Origin of the sequence: Undibacterium sp. Ren11W, from assembly GCF_049340485.1 — a bacterium.
Lineage (GTDB): Bacteria > Pseudomonadota > Gammaproteobacteria > Burkholderiales > Burkholderiaceae_D > Undibacterium.
Window position 1 is genome coordinate 1 of record NZ_JBMPPB010000005.1, and the last position, 19,425, is coordinate 19,425.

A 19,425-nucleotide genomic window follows, 5' to 3' on the forward strand; every position below is an offset into this window, starting at 1 on the left:
ATTCCCAAAAAAGCGAACTTAATGAAATATTCGGCAGCGCAAATTCAACAGATTGAAGATCGCCTGAATCATCGCCCTAGAAAAACCTTAGGCTACCGAACTCCGCATGAAGTACTATTTAATCTCACGCCTACTCCTGTCGCAATTCGAACTTGACATCGCATGCATGGCCTGTAAACCGCATGGGATATGCGCGCTGGCGGCATCATTTTTTAAATTTGTTAGCGTTGGCTCAGCGCTGTTTCCAGTCGCAGTCATCAGCGTGATCCTGCACCATGCCTATCGCCTGCATGTACGCGTAGATGATGGTGGAGCCGACAAACTTGAAGCCGCGTTTGAGCAGATCTTTCGAGATGCGGTCGGATAAATCCGTTTTGATGATGCGCTCACCGTGATTTGCTATAGGCACGCCGCCCACATAGGCCCACAGATAGGCATCCAGACCGCCGACTTCTGCGCAGAGACGCAGGTAAGCTTGCGCATTCGTGATGGCGGCCGCGACCTTCAGACGATTGCGCACGATGCCGGCGTTACCCAATAACTCTGCGACCTTGGCGGCATCGTAGGCGGCGATTTTTTTTGCGTCCCAATTATCAAACGCAGCACGATAATTGGCGCGTTTATTGAGTATGGTTTCCCAACTCAATCCGGCCTGCGCGCCTTCTAAGTTCAGCATCTCGAACAAGCGCAGCTCATCGTGGCAAGGCACGCCCCATTCGTCGTCGTGATACGCAAGGTAAAGAGGATTGGCTGAATTAGCCCAGGTGCAGCGAGTGACTGGCATTGTGCGTTCCTAAAATGTGGATAAGCTATTTTAGCATCGCGCCCAGAATTTTCTGCGCGCTGCGCACGGCCCTCTGCGGGTCAGTGCCGAAAATAAAAACGTTGACAGATTCTTATCGTCTGTCATCATGGCGCTGTTATTTGTATTACACTTAAAAGCGACACTTATCATGAAAAAATTCCGCCTCATCGCCACCGCAGCGCTTCCTCTCATCGCTAGTATTTTGACCGCTTGCGGTGGCGGTGGTGGCAATGCCGGACAGTGCGGCGGTAGCGCCGAAGTCTGTAATGGCAGCAGCGGGACGACTGCGCCGCCATCAGCAGTGACGGTGCTGCCAGCGGCGAGCACGCTGGAAAATCTGTGCCAGGTACCGAGGACAGGCACCGACCCTTTCAATAATAATCTGCCTTATCCGGATAAGCAGGGTTCGCTGGCAACCGAAAAACAATGGCTGCGTTCGTGGATAGATGAAACTTATCTGTGGTATCGGGAAGTGCCGGGGAATATAAATCCAGATAGTTATACCAACCCTATCGCCTACTTTGATGTCTTGAAAACTTTCGCGTTGACCCCGTCCGGCAAAGCCAAAGACCAGTTTCACTTTACCTATCCTAGTGCGGAATGGGGTGCTATTTCTCAGCAAGGGGTAGAGCTCGGCTATGGATTGACCTGGTCGCGTAGTCCCGGGGCCAGCTTGCCGCGCAAACGTGTGATCGCTATCGTTGAACCTGGCTCACCGGCAGATAAAGCCGGTTTGCGACGTGGCGATCAATTGACGACGATCGATACCCTGGATTTCCTCAATAGCAGCGAGACTGCAGCTATTACAGTATTTAATAATGCCTTGTTTCCGGAAAAAACCGGCGAGTCACATACTTTCGTTTTTAACCGTAACGGCAGTACGATCTCGGCTGTTTTAGTTGCGGCCAATGTAGCGGCCACTCCGGTGCAAAACGTCAAGACGATCGCGACCGCTAGCGGTACAGTCGGCTACCTGACTTTTAACGATCATAATGCGGTTTCGGAACTGCAGCTGGTGGACGCGATGACCCAGTTGAAAACGGCTGGCGTTAATGATCTGGTGCTCGATGTGCGGTATAACGGCGGCGGTTTGCTGTATATCGCTAGTGAACTCGCTTACATGATCGCCGGACCAGATGCCACTGCTGGTAAAGTATTTGAACAGGCGCAGTACAACGATAAAATCAGGCCCGACCCGGCCACCCCTTTTATTGCGAATGCTGTCGGTTTTTCGGCACCTAAAGATGCAGCTCTGCCCTATCTGGGCTTGAAGCGCGTCACCATACTTACCAGCGCGGGTACCTGCTCGGCCAGTGAAGCCATCATCAATGGCTTACAAGGGATCGATGTCGCAGTTACTCTGATAGGCGGCCAGACTTGCGGCAAGCCCTATGGTTTTTATCCTACCCCCAACTGCGGCACTACGTATTTCGCGATCCAGTTTAAGGGTGTAAATAATAAGGGATTTGGCGATTACGCCGATGGGATTGCCGCCACCTGCAATGTCGCCGATGACTTCAGCCGTGCGCTCGGTGATCCGGCCGAAGGCCAATTGGCGGCAGCCTTGAGCTATCGCGACAGTAAAATATGTCCGGCGGCCAGTGTCGGTGTCAATTTACAGGCTGGCTTTGCGCCGCAGAATCTACGCCTGGTGCGGCCAGCAGTGAAAGAAATCGCCATTTATGGCCGTGGGAGATTGTGATGCGCCAAGCTCAATGTAGTTTATTTCTATTCTTTTGCAGTGTGCTCGGCGCTTGTCAGGCAGTCGCTCCGGCACCAGCAAAGGCGGCGCGTCTGCTGGTACCAGATCAGGCTGCGCGGCAAGAATTGCAGCAAGTAAGCGCCAAATTTTTAGGCCTCGCCAGCGTCGAGTTGGCTGAGAATACCCTGATAGAGAGCAGCCAGTTTTCTTATGCGCGTACGCCGCGTTACGATGCTAACGCTCAAATGCTGCAGGGGCGGGTAGTCGAGATGCCACATATCTTCAAACTACAAATCCGCGCTCAGCAATGCTGGTTAATCTATGAGAACAAGGCGCAAGAAGTGCAGCTCAAGCAGGCCAAGTGCGTGGCAGAGTAGTTTGCTACCTAGCGCGTAAAAAGCTGCGCTTGCAGCACCTGCCTAAAATGACATTAGGCGATCGCTACTTAGGGAAAGAATCCTGGGCTGGACCCTGAGCGAAGAAGCTCTCGCAGGTAGATTGTGAAATGCTAGAAAGTAAGGCAAAGCGTTTTTTTGCCTCGGATCGCTTATGTGATGGTATCGATACCAGATCGGGCTCTGCCAACGCCACACAGGCTAGGCGGAAGTCGCCATCTGGGCGCTGCTCGGCTTGCAGCTCTTGCCAGGTCGCGTCGTAATCGGCAAACACCTTGCCTTTTTTTAGCGGCTGAGTTACTACACGATTTTCATTCCCAACCAGTAGCAGATCCTCGCACTGTAGTTGCAAGCCCAATTGCTGTACCAATCTTACCAATAGCGTCTTGGGGCGCAAGCCATACATATCCTTGGTGGCCACACGTATCTGTTCCAGACTATTCGGCTCGCGGCCACCTTGCAGGCAGCCTATGGCAACGCCGCTAGTTCCAGCACGCGAGAAAAATGTGAAGGCAACAGAGAACAAAACACTATCTTGCGCATGGCCTTGCGCATGGTCTCGCGCATGGTCTCGCGCATGGTCTCGATTACGCAATTGCAAAACTAGCTCACCTTCACGTTCCATTGTGGTGACTGCCAGTAATTCTAACTGATAGCTGGCGCCGGATTTTCCGGTGAATTGGCTGAGCGGAACTGGGGCGATTGCCGCAGCAAAGACCCGGTCGCCTAATTGTTGCTGCGTGACGAGCGCGTAATGTGAACGCACCATTTCTAGTCTTGCGCTGCAACTGAGGTGCCTCGTCATGTAGGGACGAAAGATTTTTTTTAAGATGCTGGGAGTGGCCAGTGCCAGCTCAGTGTGAAACGGGCTTGAATTCCAAAGTGCTATCCACCGACTGGCAGTCGGATAGCGGCACACAGCACGTAGCGTAAGTTTCACCGCTTCCCGAACGTAAGATAGTCCGCGCTGCGATTGATTGACGCCATTATATAAACTGACCGGGCGACGCTCAGAAGTTTTAAACAGTGACAGTGGATGCTGGCGTTGTAAAGACAGAGTCTGCAGCTCGTGCTTGTCTAAGCTGTAAGCGTCGGTGGAGTTCCGAGCGCTGGAAAATTTACGCATGTGAAATGAGAGTTGACTAGACAGAAAAATAATTTTCAAAAATACATAAAAGTTGGTACTATCGCTTTCGCTGGTGGATTGTAACGTAATGTACATGTCTTGTAACTGACTGTATTTTAGTGGCGCGATTGTTTCTACTTAAAGCCCTCCAGGATTTTTTTAAACGCATTCGATCTAAAAATAATGGTGATTTGTAAAAAATACAGCTTGTTTTTCGACGCGCAGTCAGGTCGGGGTTGAGATGAAACGCACAATGTTTTCTGTAGATGATGCCGTGGCAATCGCGAGCGGCGGCAGCATGGTTTCTACGCATAATTCGCGGATGCTGGTGATCGCACCTAATTGGATAGGCGACGCCATCATGGCGCAGCCTTTGCTGCAATTGTTAAAGCAAAATTATCCACACAGAGCGATCGATGTCTTGGCACCGAGTTGGGTTGCACCTGTGATGCGTGCCATGAGCGAAGTCGATCATGTGATAGAGAGCTCGCTAAGACATGGATCCTTCAAGTTTCGTGAGTATTTAAGTTATGCGCAGATTTTGCGCCATCGCTCTTACACCGAAGTCTACGTGCTGCCGAATACCTTGAAATATGCCTTATTGCCCTGGTTAGCTGGTATCAAAAAACGCATCGGGTATAAAGGTGAAACACGCTATGGTCTGATTAATGTGATGCATCACGATAATCGCCGCGCGCCATTGCCTATGACTAAATTTTATGCAGCACTAGCGGCGACACCCAAGACCCAGTCCGCGCTGGCCTTGCCCAGGCCGGTGTTGTATGTAGCGCCTAGTCAAATCGAGACGGTATATGCATCCTTGGGACTGACGCGTAGCAGTAAGCTGATCGTGTTTGCTCCCGGTGCAGAATTCGGCACCGCCAAGCGTTGGCCTGCCAGCCATTTTGCGCGTCTGGCTCAGACTATCAAACTAGCGCACCCACAGGCGCAAGTTGTCTTGTTGGGCTCACCTAAAGACGTCGCGGTATGCGAGGAAATTCTAAGCCTATGTCCTGGCCTTATCAACCTTGCCGGTAAAACCAGTTTAGATCAGGCGATCGCTGTGATCGCAGGTGCAGCACTGATGGTGAGCAATGATTCCGGCCTATTGCACGTCGCTTCCGGCTTGAATCGACCTGTGATTGCCTTGTACGGTCCGACTGACCCCGAGCACGCACCACCTTTTTCCGATGTTGCGAAATCTGTTTCTCTGCATCTGGCTTGTGGGCCATGCAAGCAAAGAGAGTGTCCGCTGAGGCATCAAGACTGCATGCAAAAAATTAGCAGCGACCATGTCTGGACATTATTGCAGCCTATGCTCGCGGCTTGAAAGCTTCATTCCCAGGTTTAAACAAGCATTTTGAACTCTGCACTAGGGCGCGGGTCTTAGCATGTGCCTTCCATACATCAACTCAGGCAGGTACTAGCACTTTTGTGTAAGATGCTAATGCTGCAAGGACTTATTTAGTCGCAAATTAAGTAGCGAATTAGTCGCGACTTAATTACCAAGTCTCTGTTTGTTGGATTAAAACGGCCCGATTTTCCTTCAAGATTGAAACTATACAATGAAAAAAAGAGAATTTATTTTGGCAGCGATGGCCGCTTCCGCGAGCCTTCTGGGTCTACCTGTATTGGCACAGCAAACCAAGGAAGCGCAAAAAGAGGCGCAAAAAGAGGCGCAAAAATTCAATCTGCACGGCTTAGATGCCAACGGTAAAAAACTCGAATTGAGCGATTACCTAGGGAAAACCGTCTTAGTCAGTTTTTTTACCGCCGGTTGCAGCTTGTGTTCACGCGATTTGAAATTAATGCGTGAATTTTATGTCGGCAATGCCAAGCGCAATTTTGTTTTGCTGGCGATTAATATCGACCAGGAGAAAAAAGATTTTGATGACTACAATAAGTTGATCGCGCTAGCGGTGCCGAAACAGCAGCGCTTCCCTACCGTGTGGCGCAATGCGCCGGAGCATAAAGATAATTTCGGTGTGATCACACGTCAGCCCACCCATTTTGTGATTAATGCCAAGAATCAGTTAGTGTTCAAGCGTGAAGGTAGTTTCTTGCCGAACGACTGGGATACCTTGTGGGAATCGCTCGATAGTTGACGGCAGCTTGATGCCTGGATAAGGGAGTCGTTTCATATACTCCCCTTATTTCCGTTCTGTAAAATAAAAAAGCGCACGTCATTCGTGCGCTTTTTGCTTATTTGGCAGAGATACTCCCTGCCGGTATGTGTTTTACTCTTAGATAACTTGAGTCTGATGCTCGTCACCGGCACGGGCGCGGATGCTGCCGATGTTGTAGACCGTTTCGCCCGCGGCAGTCAATTGCGCCATTGCCGCTTCAGCGAGGTCGGCGGATACGATCACGACCATGCCGATACCGCAGTTGAAGACACGGTGCATTTCTGCATCTGCCACGCCGCCATGTTGTTGTAGCCATTTGAACAGCGGCGGCATATCCCAGGCTGCGCTATTGAGTATCGCAGTCAATTTGTCGCCCAATACGCGCGGTACGTTTTCGACCAGACCGCCACCGGTGATGTGCGCCATGCCTTTGACTTCCAGGCTAGCCATCAGAGCCAGCAAAGGCTTGACGTAGATACGGGTAGGGGCGATCAAGGCATCTGCCAGACTGCGGCCATGGAAATCGGCGTTCAGATCAGGTTTTGCGACCTCGATAATTTTGCGCACCAAAGAGAAACCATTCGAGTGGATGCCGGAAGAGGCTAAACCAAGGATGACGTCGCCGGGTGCGATTTTGCTGCCGTCGATAATTTTTGATTTTTCTACTGCGCCGACTGCAAAACCGGCCAAATCGTATTCGCCTTCAGGATACATAGAAGGCATTTCAGCGGTTTCACCACCAATTAAGGCGCAGCCAGCTTGTTCGCAACCAAAGGCAATGCCCTTGATGACGTCAGTGGCAGTCGCTACATCGAGTTTGCCGCAAGCGAAATAATCGAGGAAGAACAGGGGTTCTGCACCTTGCACCAGAATATCGTTGACGCTCATGGCGACCAGATCGATACCCACCGTGTCGTGACGGTTCAGGTGAAACGCCAGTTTGAGTTTAGTGCCTACACCGTCGGTGCCTGAGACCAAAACTGGTTCTTTGTATTTTTTGCTGATTTCAAACATGGCGCCGAAACCACCGATGCCGGCCATGACGCCTTCGCGCATAGTGCGTTTGGCATAAGGTTTAATGGCATCAACTAGCGCATCGCCAGCTACCATATCGACACCTGCGTCGGCGTAGGAAAGAGAGACAGCGGTAGTTGCAGGCGTAGTAGCCGAAGTAGAAGTACTCATGATTTTCGTCAGTAGAGGGGCGTGAGGCGGTAAAATAGCGGAATTGCCAGAAAATAGACCAGCAAAACCGCTATTTTAACAAATCGACTCAGGATTCACCTAGTTTTTAGGTTTTTCTCTGATTTGCTTTGCTTGGGGGCGCGAATTGATGCGGCGTGATGAAAAGATCTTACGTCCTATTTTCTAGCTTATTTTATATTTATTGGCCGCGCTGCGAACAGCGTTGGCTAAATTTGTGGGGACTTTTTATTTAGTCATGAGGCAAATGCTATTAGATTTGGATGCGGAGCAACCGCCATCCCTAGAGACCTTTGTGGTTGGGCAGAATGCGGAACTGGCACAACTACTGAGTCTATTTTTTGCCCGTACTGGCAGTCAGTATGGCGAACGCTTTGTGTATTTATGGGGTAGCGCCGGTGCCGGCAAGACGCATTTGCTGCATGCGCTGGCCGAGAGCAAAAACGCGCGCTATATCGCGCCGGATGCGCCGGAAAGCGCGTTTGTGCATGATCCCGCGATTACCCTGTATCTGCTCGATGATTGCGAGCGGCTCTCGGCTGCGGCGCAGATCGATGCTTTTGCGCTGTTTAACGAGATCCGGGCGCATGGCGGTTTTTTGGTGGCGGCAGGTAATCATCCTCCGATGATACTCAATGTGCGCGAAGACTTGCGTACCCGCTTCGGCTGGGGCTTGATTTATCAGGTGCATGAGTTGACCGACGAGGATAAAATTGATGCCTTGGAACGCTCTGCGCAAGCGCGCGGTATAACAATTTCGCCTGGCGTGTTACCCTATCTGATTACCCATTATCGGCGTGATATGAGCTCACTGACCGAGATGCTTGATCAGCTGGATCACTATTCTTTAGAGATCAAGCGCCCGATTACTCTGCCTTTGCTGCGCGAAGTACTCAATCAGCTATATCAGCAGCAGCATCAGCAGCAAACCCTGAGCGCTGAAACAAATGCTGAACCGAACACTGAAGATTGATTACGAACTTACGAGTTTATTTAGTTTGATTTCCTTAGCTTGATTTACTTAGTTTGACTTATTTAGTTTGACTTACCTGGATTGAAATTTCATGCGCAATATCGCTTTATTCGATCTTGATCACACCTTAATCCCCATCGATTCGGATTACGAATGGGGGCAGTTTTTGACGCGCATAGGTGCGGTCGATGCGGAAGTCTTTGCCCGTCGCAATGCAGATTTTTTTGCCCAGTATCAGGCCGGCACGCTCGATCCTGTTGAATATCTGGAGTTTGCGCTCGGCACGCTGGCGCAATTTCCAAGGGCGCAACTCGATGAGTGGCATGCCAAGTTTATGCAAGAAGTGATCAAGCCTGCACTCTTGCCTAGCGCTCTAGAGCTGATAGAAAAACATCAGGATCAGGGCGACCTGATCGTTATCATTACCGCCACCAATCGTTTCGTGACCGCGCCGATTGCAGCCGCTTTTGGGGTAGATCATCTGATTGCGGCCGAACCTGAACGTGATGCTGACGGTAAAATTACCGGCAAACTATTAGGCGTGCCGACCTCAGGTGCTGGCAAGGTGCACCATCTGCAAACCTGGTTGGCGGGGCAGGGCAAGCAGCTCAGCGATTTTCCGGTCAGCTATTTTTATAGCGATTCGCAAAATGATATTCCGCTGTTGTCTATCGTCACGCACCCGGTCGCCACCAATCCCAATGCTCTACTCAGCGCCCATGCCCAAATGCAGGGCTGGCCTACTCTTCACTTATTTAACGAGCAATGATTAAAAAATTTATACGCAAAATACTCGGCGTAAAGACGCCGGCAGATGAGTCCGCTGGCAATCGCAAGCCTAAGGTGCTGACGGCCAAAGAACACGGTATCGATCCCAAATTGCTATCGTCAAATGCGATACGGGTCACTTCGACGCTGCAGGAAAACGGTTTTAAGGCCTTTGTGGTCGGCGGCGCGGTGCGCGATTTATTATTGGGTGTGAAACCCAAGGATTTCGATATCGCAACCAATGCCACCCCTGAGCAAGTTAAGCGTTTATTCCGGCGCGCCTTCATCATCGGGCGTAGGTTTCAGATCGTGCATGTGATGTTCGGTCAGGATTTACTCGAGGTCACCACCTTCCGTGGCCCCGCTACCGAAGCTGCGCCCAAGGATGAGCATGGCCGCGTGTTGCGCGACAATACCTTCGGCGAGCAGCATGAAGATGCGGTCAGACGCGATTTCACCATCAACGCCATGTACTACGATCCGGCCAGCCAGACTGTGCTCGATTATCACGGCGGGATTGCCGATATCCGCAAAAAAACCTTACGCATCATCGGCGTGCCAGAAGCGCGTTATCGCGAAGATCCGGTACGCATGCTGCGCGTGGTGCGCTTTGCCGCAAAACTGCAATTTACTATCGATGCGGCCACCAGCGCGCCGATCGCGGTGATGGCACCCTTGATCAATAACGTCCCTAGCGCGCGCGTGTTTGATGAGATGCTTAAATTATTGATGAGCGGCCACGCGATGGCATGTCTGCAGCAATTACGCAAAGCCGGTTTGCATCATGGCTTGATGCCCTTGCTCGACGTGGTGTTGGAACAACCTATGGGCGAGAAGTTCGTCACTCTGGCTTTGGCCAGCACCGATGAGCGCATACAGCAAGGCAAGCCAGTCTCGCCTGGTTTCTTGTTTGCCTCTTTGCTGTGGCATCAGGTCTTGGAAAAATGGAATGCGTATATCGCTGCCGGTGAGTTCTCGATACCGGCACTGCATCTGGCAGCCGACGATGTGCTCAATGCCCAAACCGATGCGCTGGCGCTGCAACGCAAGATAGGCTCGGACATGCGCGACATCTGGGCTATGCAGCCTCGCTTTGAAAAACGCGTCGGTAAAACACCATATAAATTATTAGAAAACACGCGCCTGCGGGCCGGTTATGATTTCCTGTTACTGCGCTGTGCTTCTGGCGAAGTCGAAACCGAAGTCGGTGAGTGGTGGACCGCCTTTATCAATGGTGATGAAGTCGCACGTGAGGAATTACTCACTGCTAAACCGAAAGCGGCTGCTAGCGCGGGCAAAAAACGCAAACCACGCCGCGCTCCAAGCAGTAAGCCACGCGCGGCTGTTGCTGCTGATGAGTAAGATGCAAGTCGCCGCATTCATAGGCATAGGCGCCAATCTGGGCGATGCGCAGGCGAGCGTGCAGCAAGCGATACAGCGTCTGGCGCAATTGCCTGGCACCGCATTGCGGGCGCAATCGAGTTTGTTCTTGAGTGCGCCGGTTGATGCACTAGGTGACGATTATGTGAATGCGGTAGTCGAGCTGAGCACAGCGCTGAGCGCACTCGATTTGCTGCGCGCCTTGCAAGAGCTGGAACTGGCGTTTGGGCGCGAACGTCCGTACCGCAATGCGCCACGTACTCTGGATCTGGATCTACTGTTGTATGCCGATCAAAGCATACACACTGAAGAGTTGACGGTGCCGCATCCGCGCATGACGGAACGTGCTTTTGTGTTGCTGCCCTTGTTGCAGCTAGATCCTTTTATTTGCATACCGGGTAAAGGGGAGGCGCATCAATTTGCGCCCGGCGTAGCGGCTCAGGCGATCCGTAAGCTGGCTTGATTAGTCTAGGTTCTGGCTTAAATTTACCTGATACTCCTACCCAGTATGACTATTTTTCCAGCAGAATCGCGCATGCTATATGCGCAAACGACGATCTGATCAAGATACTCCCATGCAAATCCCAATTATTCTGCAAACTACCGGCCTCTTGATACTGTCCAATGTGTTCATGACCGTGGCCTGGTACGGACATCTGAAAAATCTTTCCGGCAAGGCCTGGTGGATCGCCGCGCTGATCAGCTGGGGCATTGCGTTGTTTGAATATCTGTTGCAAGTACCGGCCAATCGTATCGGTTACACTCAATACAGTCTGGCGCAACTTAAAATTTTACAAGAGGCATTGACCCTGTTAGTCTTCGTGCCGTTTGCGATGTTGTACATGGATCAACCGTTTAAACTAGATTATGTTTGGGCCGGTTTGTGCCTGATCGCAGCGGTGTATTTCATTTTTAGAAGTTAAAATGCGCTCAGTGAGGCGAAAAATTAGGTGCCAAGTGCAGAGCAAGCTAGTGTAATCCGGAGACGTTTTCCTGCGTAGAGAAAATAAAAGCCGCGCAGCTCATTCTTAATTGTAGAAATTGTGGAGAAAATTGTGGCTGAATATTTACAAGATCGTAAAGCAGTAACCTTACCCGCGTTGATCGCTCAGCGTCAGCAGGGCGACAAGATCACTATGCTCACTTGCTACGATGCCAGCTTCGCTGCCTTGATGGATAGATGCGGGGTAGAGATCCTGCTGGTCGGCGATTCACTGGGTATGGTCAGCCAGGGACATAGCTCGACCTTGCCGGTGACGGTAGCCGAGATTGCCTACCATACGGCGAGTGTGGCACGCGGCAATAAGAGCGCCTTGCTGGTCGCCGATATGCCGTTTGGCAGTTACGGCACGCCAGAAGCGGCCTTTAATAACGCAGTAACTTTGATACAAGCCGGTGCCCAGATGGTCAAGCTGGAAGGTGGTGCCTGGCTTGCGCCTACCGTGCAGTTTTTGACCGAGCGGGCGATACCGGTGTGTGCCCATCTGGGCCTGACGCCGCAATCGGTACACCAACTAGGTGGCTATAAGGTGCAGGGCAAAACTGCCGAAGCAGCAGAGTTACTCAAAAAAGATGCGCTGATCTTGCAGGCCGCCGGTGCCAGTTTGCTGGTGCTGGAAGCGATACCCTCAGCGCTAGGTAAAGAAGTCACTGAGCTGCTGTTCATTCCCACCATAGGCATAGGTGCTGGCCTGGATTGCTCGGGCCAAGTGCTGGTCATGCACGATTTACTGGGCGTGTTCCCCGGTCGCAAAGCCAAGTTTGTGAAAAATTTCATGGAAGGGCATAGCAGTATTGATGCTGCTGTGCTGGCCTATGTTGCGGCGGTGAAAGAGCGCAGCTTTCCGGCTCCAGAACATTGCTTCTGAGCTTGATTATTCATCTTGCCTTGGCTTTCTCTTGAGCCAGCTATGAGTCATCTATGATTAGCCTATGAGTATCTCTGCAGCGGTGGTGGATGCCTTTGCTTTGCTATTTTCTGGTGACCCAGAGCTGTGGCAAATCGTCTGGGTCTCGCTCAAGACCTCCGTGCTCGGCCTGGCGCTGGCGACTGTACCTGCGGTGCTGGCGGGTTATTTGATTGCCAGCTCGCAGTTTCGCGGACGCCGGGTGCTGATCTGGCTGGTGCAGGCAGCGCTCTCGCTACCCACCGTCTTGATAGGCTTGCTGCTGTATTTGCTGCTCAGCCGTCAGGGCGCTTTCGGCTCCTTGCACTGGTTATTTTCTCAGTCGGGCATCATCTTCGGCCAAGCTTTGATCGCCTTGCCGGTGTTGACCGCGCTCACTTTAAGTGCGGTGCAGGCGGCCGATCCACGTCTGGCCGAGACCGCTATTACCTTAGGTGCGAGACGCTGGCAAGTGATGTTCACGGTCATGCACGAAGTGCGCTTTGGCGTCATGGCTGCTTTGATTTATGGCTTTGGGCGTGTCATTTCTGAAGTCGGTTGCGCCATGATGGTAGGCGGGAATATCGCCGGCCAGACCCGCACCATCACCACCGCCATCGCACTAGAAACCAGCAAGGGTGAATTCGCTCAGGGCATCGCATTAGGTGTCGTCTTAATTGCGCTGGCGCTACTGCTCAACGCCGCACTATTATTCCTGCAAGGCGATACACCTCAATATGGGCGGCAGCGATGAGCATACTGCTACAGCTACAAGGCCTGCGTAAGCCCTGCGGCACGCAATCGCAACAGAGCCCGGCGCGTGAATGGCTGCTCGACATAGCTAGCCTGACGATAGAAACCCAGAGCGCCTATGTACTGACCGGCATCAATGGCGCTGGCAAAAGCACCTTGTTACGCATACTCAGTGGCCTCGATCAAGCGCAGATAGCGCAGGCGCAGTTCCGCGGTGCGGCGATAGACTGGGCGGCCTACCCGCGGGTCTTGCGCGACAGCATAGTCTATGTGCATCAGCACCCCATCATGTTTGCCGATACGGTAGCTGGCAATATCCTGTATGGCTTGAAGCTGCGCGGCATCCCGCTAGCGCAACAAAAAATCGCCTTGCAACAAGCGCTGGCTTGGGCCGGCATCGCACATCTGCGCGACCAGCTGGCGACTACTTTGTCTGGTGGCGAGAAGCAAAGAGTCGCGCTGGCCAGAGCCAAAGTGCTGCATCCGGCTCTATTGCTACTCGACGAGCCGACCTCGAACCTCGACGGCGAAGCGCGCGAGCAAGTGATTGCCTTGATACCGGATTTAATCAAAGAAGGTAGCAGCGTCATCATGGTCTGCCACGACAGAGACCTGATCGCCTTACCGGGTGTGCACAGACTCAAGCTGCGCGACGGCAAATTGGAAAATCGTTAAATTCTAAACCGCTAAATTCTAAAGTTCAGCTTCGGCATCATGGCAGCAGACGCAGATCTTATTGCCATCAGGATCGGGGGAAATGTGGCCTATCAGGAGCTCTGGGCGAGTGCTGAGCGCGTACGGCCTCATTCGGCTGAAACTGGCAAAAACGCGCTTAGCAGTCAAATGTGAACCGACTGAAATCGGGTTCATGCACCTTCCACGTGATTCAATATGAATTGCATTGAGCCGCAGTGTGACACGTTCATATCGCAAATACCAGTGTTTGCGGCCACGTTTAGTCTCCCTACTTTATGAAGAGCTGCCCAGTCGACATTATGAACGGACCATTAAATCAGACCCCTACGTTATGCCGTACGGATTCTAAAAAGAAGCCTTGACGAACGATATTACCTCTTTCTTTGGGTGGGGTGTATTGTTGATAATAAAAATCGCCTTTCTGTTATAATTATATTACTAAATCATTCTAAAGCATGGAGCCGTTTTGAAAATCAATCGCCATAATCTGAACTCGCGGATTCTCTGGATTATTCTGACATTGACTGCTGCGTGCTTCATTAGTGCTTGTGGTGGCGGCTCATCGGACGCCAATCCTGTCGTTCCTCCCGCGCCCCTAAGTAATGCGCCAGTCATTGTTACACAGCCAACAAATCAGATTCTTAATTCGATCGGTTCGACCACAACTTTCTCAGTAGTGGCAAGTGGTGATGCACCTTTGAGCTATCAATGGAAGCGAGATGGTGTTGACATAAACGGGGCAACCACTGCCAGCTATATGCTAACGGAAACATTGATGTCCGATACCAGCAGTCGCTGGAGCGTATTGGTACGCAATTCGAAAGGTACCGCAATCAGCAATGACGTAAAAATAACAACGGCGGCGATTTCCATATTTGCCGGCTCGGTCGCTGGAGAAGGGAATGTAGATGGTCCAGGTCGCTCTGCAAGTTTTTCTTACCCTACAGCGGTGGCTGTCGATCGGCTGGGAAATACCTATATCGCTGATACCGGTAACAGAACCATTCGCAAAATTAGTGCGGTCGGTTTAGTGACTACGTTTGCAGGAAACCCTTTGCTTGATGGTGCAAACGACGGGCTTGGTGCTCTTTCCAGCTTTTCCAGACCTGTGGGCTTAACCGTAGACGCTGCTGGTAATGTTTATGTAACTGATAATAACGACCGATCTATTCGCAAGATTAGCCCGGCAGGCTTAGTGACAACTGTGACTGGAAAAAATGGATCAGATGATTCGCGTGACGGAAACATCGCTCAGGCTCTAATTGGTGATCCTACAGGAGTGGCAGTTGATCCAACGGGAAATGTTTATGTAACCGATACCAATAAACATACGATCCGTAAGATTAGCCTTAACGGCCAGGTTACGACCTTTGCCGGAAGCTCCGGTGTTGCGGGTTCGACTGACGGTCGCGGTACGGAAGCTCGTTTTGACCGTCCTACAGGTATCGCCGCGGATGCAGCGGGAAATCTGTATGTGGTCGATTCTGGGAATGCAACTATCCGAAAAATTAGCTCTGATGGGATGGTAACGGTATTCGCTGGTAGTCCTCATAGCGTAGGAATGCTCGATGGACGTGGAACTGCTGCTAAGTTTTTTGCACCAATTTGTTTGGTAGCTGACGCAATGGGAAATGTCTATGTAATAGATCGTCTTCCCTCCTCTATAATGGATCGTTATCCCACCTCTAAAATCGATAGTCTCCGCAAAATAAGTCCTAATGGACAGGTAACAACCTTATTAGTAAGTGGAGATTTGCGAGTTTCTTTTGGCATTGCTATTGATAAAGCAGGCAATATTTTAGTAACAGATCAAGAAAATCATATTATCCGTAAAATCAGCACTGATGGATTGGCGGTATCTATTCTCGCGGGGAGTATTTTGAATTCCGGTTCGGCCGATGGCGTTGGGATTAAGGCTAGTTTTGGTTATCTAGGAGATATAACCGCAGATGTTGCAGGTAATGTATACGTGATCGACGCAGAAAATAGAAGTTTACGTAAGATTAATTCAATGGGACAGGTAACGACGCCAGTGAATAACTTGAGTCTAAAACTTAATGAATATCTTTACTTCGGGTTCTTCAGATATTGCGATTTTAGTTGCAAATTAGCAATGGACGTGGGCAATAATGCTTATGTCACTGATAATCTTAATCATAGGGTTCTGAAAATTAGTTCAACCGGTTTAGTAACGACAATGGCCGGAAACTTAGGCGTTTGGGGTGCTGCCGACGGCCTCGGTACTGCCGCGACATTTTCTTACCCTGGCGATATCGCCGTTGATGCGGCGGGAAATGTGTATGTGGCTGACGGAAATCAAACAATTCGTACAATTAGTCCATTGGGCTTAGTAAAGACGCTCGCTGGAAGTCCTGGTTTAGAGGGCTATTCAGATGGTCAAGGTGCTGACGCTCGTTTCGACTCTATCAATGGCATCGCGGTCGACGCAGTCGGGAATGTGTATTTGACTGATACAAAGAAATGTACAATTCGTAAGATTAGTTCAACAGGGTTAGTGACTACCTTGGCCGGTAAACCGCAAATCACGGGTGGGAATCCTATCATTGTGGACGGACTTGGTGCCGATGCTCGCTTCCAGTCACTGACTGCCTTAACTATAGATAGCTCGGGGAATTTGTATGTTGTCGATTCCAACACGATCCGCAAGATTAATCCAGCAGGATTAGTGACAACCATAGTTGGAAAGGATTCATCGCAAGGTATTTCATTAGAAAGTCTTATGGGTAGTCGTGGTGGTGTTACGGGACTTGCTATTGATGTCAACAATGTGTTGTACGTCTCCACCAGAAAGGGTGTATTGAGAATTACACAAAAAAGTTGAACTGCCAATATAAAGGTGAATAGAAAAATTGCTTACATCATAAAGACTGAAGTTCGGTATTGGGTTGAACTCAGCACGTTTAGCGTTAACTTGCAACCTTTGCACGATAAAAAAGAGCAAGGTGTTGCTTTAAGTGCAGCCTTCGCATCAGCTTAATTGACTAAGAGGTAATAATCACTAGGTGAAAAAGCATCAAACAACGTAGTCTTGGTGACCTCCTTAGTTGTAGAGCACAAAGCCCTCACCGGACTCGTTGATCTGCATGTACCATTGAATGGAATTCACAGTAAAGCCAGAGGATAAATAGCCCGGTCGCCACTGATAATGTTCAAAGCTCTGCATTACCGTCATGGTACGCACGCTCTGACCCGTAACTAGAAAAGCAAATGACGCATGATTTATTGTTTCTCCGATTTCTGGGAAATGCTGCTCAAAGAATTCAACGATCAACTCAACAGCAGGAAGCTCTACATCACGGCAGGAAACATCAGTATCGTAGATGTCAGTGCTACCCAGACTAAACAGAGTCGGCCAAATTCGGCTAAATAAAGGAGCGGATGGGAAGAGCGCGCAAGACATTTGTCTGGTCAGTCGGATCCACTTAACGATATACGCCGAGCCATTTCCAACGAGCGTGCACTGATCAAAAACGGAGAGTTTATCGCACGTGCTGAAACGAGACTTGATGTTGAGACTATTTGGGTAGGGTACTTGAATTGCCGCTGGCGATACTTGAGCCAACGAATCGATTAACACAAAATTGAAACATTCTTGTCATGCCCCTAAGGAACCGATTACAATATTGCAAATAAAAATGAAATTATCATTTTGCCAACTACATCTTAAGTCGCGAAATTTACGCAGCACCTAAGTAGTCAATAAAGCAACATTCTTTGTTCTATTAACGTGCACATCCCCTCATTTTTTTTCTGCCCGAGAAATTCAGCATGACTGGTTATATCTATCTATTTTTTGTTCTATTTGGTTGTTCTTGTTTTTTTTCAATCCTTCGTGGGTCAAAGAATAATTATGATTTGCCGGTCTCATTTTGTTTAATTACTATAATTTTATATAGTTTTAGTTTGTTTCACTTATTGATATTTAGTACTCAATTAATTCAATATATTGGAATATTAGGATTCGTTATTTTTGTTTTGTCGTACTACAAAAAACCACAAAAATATAATTTTCTCGTTGGCAGATTTTATCTATTTTTAGGGATTTTTTTACTTTCGTATATTGCGTCATGGGGAAGTGATTATTGTGCTTGGGATGAATATTCTCATTGGGGAGCACAAATTGAATTTCTTAAAGTCAATCGAGAATTGCATACGGACGCTAATTTATTGTTATTTCCTGATTATGTACCAGGCTTATCACTATGGCGACATTTAGCTGTTCAATTTAACCTCGAAGATTCGTCCTCAGGGCCATATTTTTTGAATTGGATTTTAGTTTTTTCTATTTTTGGAGGCCTTTCAAACGAATGGGCAAACCGAAAAAATTGGATCAAAGTACTTGCTTGTTTTTTTGCGTATGTTTTTTTCTTCCAATCGCTTGTTCTGACTCTATATGTAGATACGATTCAATCTCTTCTAATTTTATTAACTCTAAGTATTTTGTTGGAAAAAATCACTCCAACGCATAATGATATATTTTCAATATGTATACTGGTAACGACAATAGTAATTACCAAACATGTCGGGCTAATTTTTTCTGCATTTATAATCGTGCTGTATCTCTATAAGTTGAAAACTTCTCAATCTTGCAATTTAGGGAAGTTATTTAAGCACGGTTTAATATTGATGTTAGTAGTCGGCGTTAGTTTTTTGTCGTGGTCTATTTATGTTAATTACTATGGGTTAGCGATAAAAGTTATTGATTTCAATGAACTTTTTAACGGTCAATATTCCGTATTTTCTAAAGTCATCGAAAATGTAATTGGTGTCATGCAAAATAAATTTCCGCACACGAGTTTATTTCGTCCAAAGCCAGTTCTCCTTAAGGTTATCTTCGATTTTTCTTTGTGGCAACTTTTACTTTTTGTATTTTGTATTTCCGTCATATTTTTAATATTTGCAAAAAATAAAAAAGAATCATTAGTCGTTTTTATTTTTTCTTCGTTGATACTAGTAGCATATTTAATATTTCTTAGTCTTATACGAGCGGGAACTCCTTGGGGAGCCGATCCGTACTCATTTTCCAGATATTTATGTGTTTTGATTTTTCCATTATTCGCAATTCAACTGCGAACGTGGATGGAAACTGCGTCTGAGTTTCAACTGTGGATAAGTTTATTGTTAGTTGTCTTCGCATCAAGACAAATTGCGCTCCCCATTTCAGACATATTTCCGGTAAAAAAAAGAACATCATCGTCACTTAATACCGAATTTTCAATGAAAGCGTCAAAAATAAAAGCTGTTTTTGGAGCTCAAAAAAATGGGGCAATCTGGTACATCAATAGTGATAAAAATTCATTAATGTATTATGTTTTTAGGATGAAAGTAATGCCATACAAGGTTCTGCCTTATCCTGCAGGCTTAAATTTTTATCAAAATGGGAATTTAAGAAACACGGATGTCGATCCATCAAAACTTTATTTATTTGAACAAGCAATATGTTCTGTCGATTTTCTTTATATTGATGAAATTGAGAGTCAATTTTGGATTAAATACAGAATGGCCTTTGATAAAATCGGTGGTGTGATTTATAGGGTTGATAAAGAAAATGGAGCGAATTGCTCTGCGGTATTTGTTGAGTAAAGAGGATA

Annotated in this window: 17 protein-coding genes and 2 pseudogenes; 15 read left to right on the top strand and 4 right to left on the bottom strand. The window is 48.7% G+C overall.

The genetic code is table 11. The features are described 5' to 3' along the window. Positions 1–156 (top strand): annotated as a pseudogene (locus ACO0K8_RS12460) (IS30 family transposase); the annotation flags it as partial. A gap of 76 nt (positions 157–232) precedes the next feature. Here the strand turns inward: ACO0K8_RS12460 and ACO0K8_RS12465 are convergent. Continuing rightward, entirely contained in the window at positions 233–784 is a 552-nt protein-coding gene (locus ACO0K8_RS12465) for a DNA-3-methyladenine glycosylase I (protein WP_422946979.1), read from the bottom strand. Between the two features lie 169 nt (positions 785–953). On the opposite strand from ACO0K8_RS12465, the gene ACO0K8_RS12470 reads away from it, so the two are divergent. Beyond that, on the top strand, positions 954–2,507 hold the full coding sequence (locus ACO0K8_RS12470) for a S41 family peptidase (protein ID WP_422946980.1): 1,554 nt from the start codon (positions 954–956) through the stop codon (positions 2,505–2,507). Next, positions 2,507–2,884: a hypothetical protein gene (locus tag ACO0K8_RS12475; RefSeq protein ID WP_422946981.1), complete on the top strand. Its 378-nt coding sequence runs from the start codon at positions 2,507–2,509 to the stop codon at positions 2,882–2,884. Before ACO0K8_RS12470 ends, ACO0K8_RS12475 begins: the two co-directional genes overlap by 1 nt. Before the next feature lie 64 nt (positions 2,885–2,948). On the opposite strand, the gene ACO0K8_RS12480 is transcribed toward ACO0K8_RS12475, so the two are convergent. Further along, positions 2,949–4,028 (bottom strand): DUF535 family protein, encoded by a 1,080-nt coding sequence (locus ACO0K8_RS12480; RefSeq protein ID WP_422946982.1) that lies wholly within the window; start codon positions 4,026–4,028, stop codon positions 2,949–2,951. 241 nt (positions 4,029–4,269) lie between these two features. On the opposite strand from ACO0K8_RS12480, the gene waaF reads away from it, so the two are divergent. Together waaF and ACO0K8_RS12490 are read left to right on the top strand one after the other, a co-directional pair. Then, a complete protein-coding gene (gene waaF, locus ACO0K8_RS12485; protein ID WP_422946983.1) occupies positions 4,270–5,358 on the top strand; it encodes a lipopolysaccharide heptosyltransferase II in 1,089 nt (362 codons plus the stop codon). Positions 5,359–5,593: 235 nt separating this feature from the next. Next, entirely contained in the window at positions 5,594–6,133 is a 540-nt protein-coding gene (locus tag ACO0K8_RS12490; RefSeq protein WP_422946984.1) for a peroxiredoxin family protein, read from the top strand. 138 nt (positions 6,134–6,271) lie between these two features. Here ACO0K8_RS12490 and purM read toward each other — a convergent pair whose 3' ends face one another. Further along, on the bottom strand, positions 6,272–7,339 hold the full coding sequence (gene purM / locus ACO0K8_RS12495) for a phosphoribosylformylglycinamidine cyclo-ligase (RefSeq protein ID WP_422946985.1): 1,068 nt from the start codon (positions 7,337–7,339) through the stop codon (positions 6,272–6,274). 256 nt (positions 7,340–7,595) lie between these two features. Between purM and hda the strand changes: the two genes are divergently transcribed. From hda to ACO0K8_RS12540, 9 genes and pseudogenes are all read left to right on the top strand, one after another. Beyond that, positions 7,596–8,330 carry a DnaA regulatory inactivator Hda gene (gene hda, locus ACO0K8_RS12500; RefSeq protein ID WP_422946986.1) on the top strand — a complete coding sequence of 245 codons (735 nt, stop codon included), beginning with the start codon at positions 7,596–7,598 and terminating at the stop codon, positions 8,328–8,330. A 91-nt stretch (positions 8,331–8,421) separates the two neighbouring features. Continuing rightward, positions 8,422–9,099: an HAD family hydrolase gene (locus ACO0K8_RS12505; RefSeq protein WP_422946987.1), complete on the top strand. Its 678-nt coding sequence runs from the start codon at positions 8,422–8,424 to the stop codon at positions 9,097–9,099. Beyond that, a complete protein-coding gene (gene pcnB / locus ACO0K8_RS12510) occupies positions 9,096–10,460 on the top strand; it encodes a polynucleotide adenylyltransferase PcnB (RefSeq protein ID WP_422946988.1) in 1,365 nt (454 codons plus the stop codon). Before ACO0K8_RS12505 ends, pcnB begins: the two co-directional genes overlap by 4 nt. Further along, a complete protein-coding gene (gene folK / locus ACO0K8_RS12515; protein ID WP_422946989.1) occupies positions 10,453–10,941 on the top strand; it encodes a 2-amino-4-hydroxy-6-hydroxymethyldihydropteridine diphosphokinase in 489 nt (162 codons plus the stop codon). Before pcnB ends, folK begins: the two co-directional genes overlap by 8 nt. 112 nt (positions 10,942–11,053) lie before the next feature. Continuing rightward, positions 11,054–11,401: a DMT family protein gene (locus tag ACO0K8_RS12520; protein WP_422946990.1), complete on the top strand. Its 348-nt coding sequence runs from the start codon at positions 11,054–11,056 to the stop codon at positions 11,399–11,401. Between the two features lie 132 nt (positions 11,402–11,533). Then, positions 11,534–12,346, top strand: coding sequence for a 3-methyl-2-oxobutanoate hydroxymethyltransferase (panB, locus tag ACO0K8_RS12525; protein WP_422946991.1), 813 nt, complete (start codon positions 11,534–11,536; stop codon positions 12,344–12,346). A 64-nt stretch (positions 12,347–12,410) separates the two neighbouring features. Next, on the top strand, positions 12,411–13,118 hold the full coding sequence (locus ACO0K8_RS12530; protein ID WP_422946992.1) for an ABC transporter permease: 708 nt from the start codon (positions 12,411–12,413) through the stop codon (positions 13,116–13,118). 77 nt (positions 13,119–13,195) lie between these two features. Further along, a pseudogene (locus tag ACO0K8_RS12535) lies at positions 13,196–13,792 on the top strand (ABC transporter ATP-binding protein); the annotation flags it as partial. Between the two features lie 487 nt (positions 13,793–14,279). Then, positions 14,280–16,655: a hypothetical protein gene (locus tag ACO0K8_RS12540; protein ID WP_422946993.1), complete on the top strand. Its 2,376-nt coding sequence runs from the start codon at positions 14,280–14,282 to the stop codon at positions 16,653–16,655. 219 nt (positions 16,656–16,874) lie between these two features. Here the strand turns inward: ACO0K8_RS12540 and ACO0K8_RS12545 are convergent, their stop codons facing one another. Beyond that, positions 16,875–17,411 (bottom strand): hypothetical protein, encoded by a 537-nt coding sequence (locus tag ACO0K8_RS12545; RefSeq protein ID WP_422946994.1) that lies wholly within the window; start codon positions 17,409–17,411, stop codon positions 16,875–16,877. 191 nt (positions 17,412–17,602) lie between these two features. Between ACO0K8_RS12545 and ACO0K8_RS12550 the strand changes: the two genes are divergently transcribed. Beyond that, the gene (locus ACO0K8_RS12550) at positions 17,603–19,417 is read left to right on the top strand and encodes a hypothetical protein (RefSeq protein WP_422946995.1); all 1,815 of its coding nucleotides are present in this window, start codon (positions 17,603–17,605) and stop codon (positions 19,415–19,417) included. Positions 19,418–19,425: the final 8 nt, after the last annotated feature.

Excerpts from the sequence above, each read along its gene's own strand:
- ACO0K8_RS12550 (WP_422946995.1), top strand. The coding sequence starts at position 17,603 with ATGACTGGTTATATCTATCTATTTTTTGTTCTATTTGGTTGTTCTTGT.
- ACO0K8_RS12480 (WP_422946982.1), bottom strand. The coding sequence starts at position 4,028 with ATGCGTAAATTTTCCAGCGCTCGGAACTCCACCGACGCTTACAGCTTA.
- waaF (WP_422946983.1), top strand. The coding sequence starts at position 4,270 with ATGAAACGCACAATGTTTTCTGTAGATGATGCCGTGGCAATCGCGAGC.
- ACO0K8_RS12505 (WP_422946987.1), top strand. The coding sequence starts at position 8,422 with ATGCGCAATATCGCTTTATTCGATCTTGATCACACCTTAATCCCCATC.
- ACO0K8_RS12470 (WP_422946980.1), top strand. The coding sequence starts at position 954 with ATGAAAAAATTCCGCCTCATCGCCACCGCAGCGCTTCCTCTCATCGCT.
- hda (WP_422946986.1), top strand. The coding sequence starts at position 7,596 with ATGAGGCAAATGCTATTAGATTTGGATGCGGAGCAACCGCCATCCCTA.
- purM (WP_422946985.1), bottom strand. The coding sequence starts at position 7,339 with ATGAGTACTTCTACTTCGGCTACTACGCCTGCAACTACCGCTGTCTCT.
- ACO0K8_RS12530 (WP_422946992.1), top strand. The coding sequence starts at position 12,411 with ATGAGTATCTCTGCAGCGGTGGTGGATGCCTTTGCTTTGCTATTTTCT.
- ACO0K8_RS12490 (WP_422946984.1), top strand. The coding sequence starts at position 5,594 with ATGAAAAAAAGAGAATTTATTTTGGCAGCGATGGCCGCTTCCGCGAGC.
- folK (WP_422946989.1), top strand. The coding sequence starts at position 10,453 with ATGAGTAAGATGCAAGTCGCCGCATTCATAGGCATAGGCGCCAATCTG.
- ACO0K8_RS12475 (WP_422946981.1), top strand. The coding sequence starts at position 2,507 with ATGCGCCAAGCTCAATGTAGTTTATTTCTATTCTTTTGCAGTGTGCTC.
- ACO0K8_RS12520 (WP_422946990.1), top strand. The coding sequence starts at position 11,054 with ATGCAAATCCCAATTATTCTGCAAACTACCGGCCTCTTGATACTGTCC.
- pcnB (WP_422946988.1), top strand. The coding sequence starts at position 9,096 with ATGATTAAAAAATTTATACGCAAAATACTCGGCGTAAAGACGCCGGCA.
- ACO0K8_RS12465 (WP_422946979.1), bottom strand. The coding sequence starts at position 784 with ATGCCAGTCACTCGCTGCACCTGGGCTAATTCAGCCAATCCTCTTTAC.